The 4,729-nt window shown below is 67.3% G+C and carries 5 protein-coding genes; all 5 read left to right on the forward strand.

Translation table 11 applies throughout. The annotated features are described in order from the left end of the window. Nucleotides 1-143 precede the first annotated feature (143 nt). The gene (gene thrS / locus Q0627_RS05665; RefSeq protein ID WP_291014277.1) at nt 144-2,219 is read left to right on the forward strand and encodes a threonine--tRNA ligase; all 2,076 of its coding nucleotides are present in this window, start codon (nt 144-146) and stop codon (nt 2,217-2,219) included. Then, the gene (locus Q0627_RS05670; RefSeq protein ID WP_291014279.1) at nt 2,216-2,791 is read left to right on the forward strand and encodes an HIT domain-containing protein; all 576 of its coding nucleotides are present in this window, start codon (nt 2,216-2,218) and stop codon (nt 2,789-2,791) included. Before thrS ends, Q0627_RS05670 begins: the two co-directional genes overlap by 4 nt. Further along, nucleotides 2,791-3,468: a phosphatidylinositol phosphate synthase gene (gene pgsA, locus Q0627_RS05675; protein ID WP_291014281.1), complete on the forward strand. Its 678-nt coding sequence runs from the start codon at nt 2,791-2,793 to the stop codon at nt 3,466-3,468. Before Q0627_RS05670 ends, pgsA begins: the two co-directional genes overlap by 1 nt. Continuing rightward, a complete protein-coding gene (locus tag Q0627_RS05680) occupies nt 3,465-4,376 on the forward strand; it encodes a phosphatidylinositol mannoside acyltransferase (protein WP_291014283.1) in 912 nt (303 codons plus the stop codon). Before pgsA ends, Q0627_RS05680 begins: the two co-directional genes overlap by 4 nt. Nucleotides 4,377-4,383: 7 nt before the next feature. Continuing rightward, nucleotides 4,384-4,729, forward strand: a 346-nt coding sequence (locus Q0627_RS05685; protein ID WP_298808276.1) for a glycosyltransferase family 4 protein, incomplete at its 3' end; no start/stop codon positions are given.

Raw genomic sequence — 4,729 nt, forward strand, 5'->3', positions numbered from 1 at the left:
GGAAAAAAAAGAAAAATGTGGGAGTTGGGTTGTCGGGGAACCGGGGGGCCGGGGGCGGGGGGGGGGGGGGGGCGGGCAAACACCCCCGCCACGATACGATCACGGGGTAAACCCGCCGTTTCCCTGATCGAGGAGAATCCGCCGTGCCCGATGATGTTCTGGTGACCAGCCCCACCACGATCCGTGTGCCGGCTGGGACCACCGCGGGTACCGCGCTCCGCGAGCACGACCTGCCCAACAGGGGCCCTGAGGCGGTGGTCGTCGTCCGAGATCCGGAGGGCAACCTGAAGGATCTGTCGTGGGCACCGGAGATCGACATCAACGTCGAGCCGGTTGCCGCGAACACCGACGACGGCCGCAAGGTGATCCGCCATTCGTGCGCCCACGTCCTGGCTCAGGCCGTGCAGGACGTGTTTCCCGACGCCCGCCTCGGCATCGGACCGCCCATCACCGACGGCTTCTACTACGACTTCGACGTCGCCGAACCCTTCACCCCCGAGGATCTGGTGACCTTGGAGAGGAAGATGAAGCAGATCATCAAGTCGGGGCAACGCTTCTCCCGCCGCGTCTACGCCTCCAAGGACGAGGCGCGCGCCGAACTGGCCGCCGAGCCGTACAAGCTCGAACTGATCGACGACAAGGGCGCCGCCGACGACGCGGAGGTTATGGAGGTCGGCGGAGCCGAACTCACCGTCTATGACAACCTCAACCCGCGCACCGGCGAGCGGCAGTGGTGTGACCTGTGCCGCGGCCCGCACGTGCCCACCACCAAGTACATCGCCGCGTTCAAACTGACCCGCAGCTCGGCCGCCTACTGGCGGGGCGATCAGGCCAACGCAGGTCTGCAGCGCGTGTACGGTACCGCCTGGGAATCGGTCGAGGCCCAGAACATCTACCTCGATCGTCTCGCCGAGGCCGAGAAGCGCGATCACCGTCGGCTCGGCACCGAACTGGACCTGTTCAGCTTCCCCGACGAGATCGGTTCGGGCCTGCCCGTCTTCCATCCCAAGGGCGGCATCATCCGCAAGGAGCTCGAAGACTATTCCCGACTGCGGCACGCGCAGGCCGGATACGAGTTCGTCTACACCCCGCACGCCACCAAGGGTGATCTATTCAAACTGTCCGGGCATCTGGACTGGTACGCCGACGGCATGTACCCGCCGATGCAGCTCGACGAGGAACGCGACTCCGACGGCACGCTGCGCCGGCCGGCCATCGACTACTACCTCAAGCCGATGAACTGCCCGATGCACAATCTGATCTTCCGTTCCCGTGGCCGCTCCTATCGCGAGTTGCCGCTGCGGCTGTTCGAATTCGGCACGGTCTACCGGTACGAGAAGTCGGGCGTGGTGCACGGACTCACCCGGGCACGCGGCTTCACCCAGGACGACGCCCACATCTACTGCACCCGCGAACAGATGGGTGAGGAGGTGCGCTCGCTGCTGCAGTTCGTGCTGGATCTGCTCCGCGACTACGGTCTCGATGACTTCTACCTCGAACTGTCCACCCGCAACCCCGACAAGTCGATCGGCTCGGACCAGGCGTGGGAGGAGGCCACCGAGGTGCTGCGGGAGGCGGCGTCGAGCTTCGGTCTGGACCTCGTCGACGACCCGGGGGGTGCGGCGTTCTATGCACCCAAGATCTCGGTGCAGGCCAAGGACGCGATCGGGCGCACCTGGCAGATGTCGACCATCCAGGTCGACCTGATGCTGCCGGACCGCTTCGAACTCGACTACACGGGCAACGACGGCGCCAAACACCGCCCGGTGATGATCCACCGGGCGCTGTTCGGGTCCATCGAGCGATTCTTCGGTGTGCTCACCGAACACTACGCGGGTGCATTCCCGGCATGGCTGTCGCCGGTCCAGGTCGTCGGCATCCCGGTCGCCGAGGCATTCGCCGACCACCTCGCCGGTGTCATCGGGCAGCTCAAGGCACACGACGTGCGCGCCGAGGTCGACTTCTCCGATGATCGGATGCAGAAGAAGATCCGCACCCACACCACGGGTAAGGTGCCGTTCATGCTGCTCGCCGGAGAACGCGACGTCGAGGCCGGAGCGGTCAGCTTCCGGTTCCGCGACGGCACCCAGGTCAACGGCGTACCCGTCGACCTGGCCGTCGCACGGATCATCGACTGGGTCGCCTCGCGCCGCAACGAATCACCGACCGCCGCGCTGTTCGACGACTCTGCCGCAACAGCCGAGGCGGCGACCCCGTGACCGGGTCACCCGGTGAGATCCGGGATGTCGGTACCGGCGACGACGACCGGTTGCAGCGGCTGTGGACCCCGCACCGGTTGACCTATATCACCGCCGAACCGCGCTCATCGACCAAGTCGTCGGGTCATCCGTTCCTCGACATCCCGACGATGTCGGACGAGGAGGGCCTGATCCTGGCCCGTGGTCAATGGGTGTACGCGGTGCTCAACCTGTACCCGTACAACGCCGGGCACACGATGGTGGTGCCGTACCGGCAGGTTGCCGACCTCGAAGACCTGACCCCGGCCGAGTCGTCGGAGCTGATGACGTTCACCCAGCACACCATTCGCACCATCAAGGCGGTCTCCAACCCCAACGCGTTCAACGTGGGGCTGAACCTGGGCTATGCCGCGGGCGGCTCGCTGGCCGAGCACCTGCATCAGCACATCGTGCCGCGCTGGGTCGGGGACGCGAACTTCATCACCGTCGTCGGCGACGCCAAGGTCATTCCGCAATTGCTGCGTGATACCCGTGCGCTGCTGGCCGACAAGTGGCGCGAACTGTGGCCCGGCACCGAGGCGGGGACGGACTGATGCTGAGCATCCTGGGCCGGGCGTCGGTGTCGAAGGTCACCGCACCCATCGGCAAGGCCCTGCTGGCCACCGGACTGACCCCCGACATCATGACGGTCCTGGGGACCGTCGCGACGATCGCCGCCGCGCTGACGCTGTTCCCGATGGGCTACCTGTTCGCCGGAACGCTGGTCATCTGGCTGTTCGTCATGTTCGACATGCTCGACGGTGCGATGGCCCGCGCCCGCGGCGGCGGTACCCGATTCGGGGCGGTCCTCGACGCCACGTGCGACCGCATCGCCGACGGCGCGATCTTCGCCGGCCTGGCCTGGTGGTGCATGGTGCAGCAACCGCACCAGTTGCTGTTCGTGGCCACCCTGATCTGCCTGGTCACCTCGCAGGTCATCTCGTACGCGAAGGCACGGGCCGAGGCTTCGGGCCTGTACGGCGACGGCGGCCTGATCGAACGGCCCGACCGACTCATCATCGTGCTCGTCGGTTCCGGTTTCACCGGTCTTGGGATCTGGTGGGCCATTCACGTCGCCATGTGGTTGCTCGCGGCCGGCAGTGTCATCACCGTCATCCAGCGGATGCATTCGATCGCATCGTCGCCCGGTGCGCGGGAGTTGATCCCGATCGTCACCAAGGACGACGGGCCGGACGAGTCCGAAGGTGACGATCCGAAGACCACCTCATGACGTCGATCTCCGAGCGCCTCGCCGACCTCGGCTACGGACTGGGCTGGTCGGCCGTCCGTCACGCTCCCGACTCGCTGGCCCGGAACCTGTTCGACAGGGGTGGGGCGTGGGCCGGCCGGCGCGGCGGCGGACCCGACCAGCTGCGGCGCAACCTGGCCCGCGTCCTCGGCGTCGCACCCGCACAGGTACCCGACGACACCGTCGAGGCGGCGGTCCGCTCCTACGCCCGGTACTGGTACGAGGCATTCCGGCTGCCGTCGATGGATCCTGCGCAGGCCGCCGCCTCGGTCACCTTGCCCGCCGACGATCGGGCCGACCTCGCGCAGGCCCACGCCCGCGGCAAGGGCATTGTCATCGCCCTGCCGCATTCGGGTAACTGGGACATGGCCGGGGTGTGGCTGGTTCAGCACTACGGCCAGTTCGCGACGGTTGCCGAACGCCTCAAACCCGAGTCACTGTTCCGGCGATTCGTCGACTACCGCGAATCCCTCGGCTTCGAGATCTTCCCGCTCTCGGGCGGCGAACAGCCCCCGTTCACCGTGCTTGCCGAGCGACTCCGGGCGGGCGGCATCATCTGCCTGCTCGGCGAACGAGACCTCGCCAAACACGGGGTCGAGGTGGAGTTCTTCGGCGAGAAGACACGGATGCCCGCCGGTCCGGCCCGGCTCGCGATCGACACCGGTGCGGCGCTCAAGGTGGCCCACCACTGGTTCGGCGACGGCGCGACCTCCCAACTGCGGTGCGGCCCGGCCATCGACACCTCGGGCGGGGTGGAGGCCACCACCCAGTTGCTTGCCGACGCCTACGCACGCAACATCGCCGCCCATCCCACCGACTGGCACATGCTGCAGCCGCTGTGGGAGGCCGACTGGTCCGAGCACCGTCGCGCCCGGATCGAAGGGGCCTGATCCGGCGGTGAAGATCGGAATGATCTGCCCGTACTCCTTCGATGTCCCCGGAGGAGTGCAGGCGCATGTGGTGGAACTGGCCGAGGTGTTCGGCCGGCGCGGGCACGAGGTCAGCGTCCTGGCACCGGCCGCCGACACCACCGATCTGCCCGACTACGTGGTGTCCGTCGGGCCCGCCCTGGCGATCCCGTACAACGGGTCGGTTTCCCGGGTCAACTTCAGCCCGCGGGGGTACATGCGGCTGCGGCGGTGGATCGCCGACAACGAGTTCGACGTCCTGCACGTGCACGAACCGAACTCGCCGTCGACGTCGATGCTGGCGCTGATGGTGGCCTCGGGCCCGATCGTGACCA

Origin of the sequence: uncultured Gordonia sp. (genome assembly GCF_937858515.1) — a bacterium.
Classification (GTDB): domain Bacteria; phylum Actinomycetota; class Actinomycetes; order Mycobacteriales; family Mycobacteriaceae; genus Gordonia.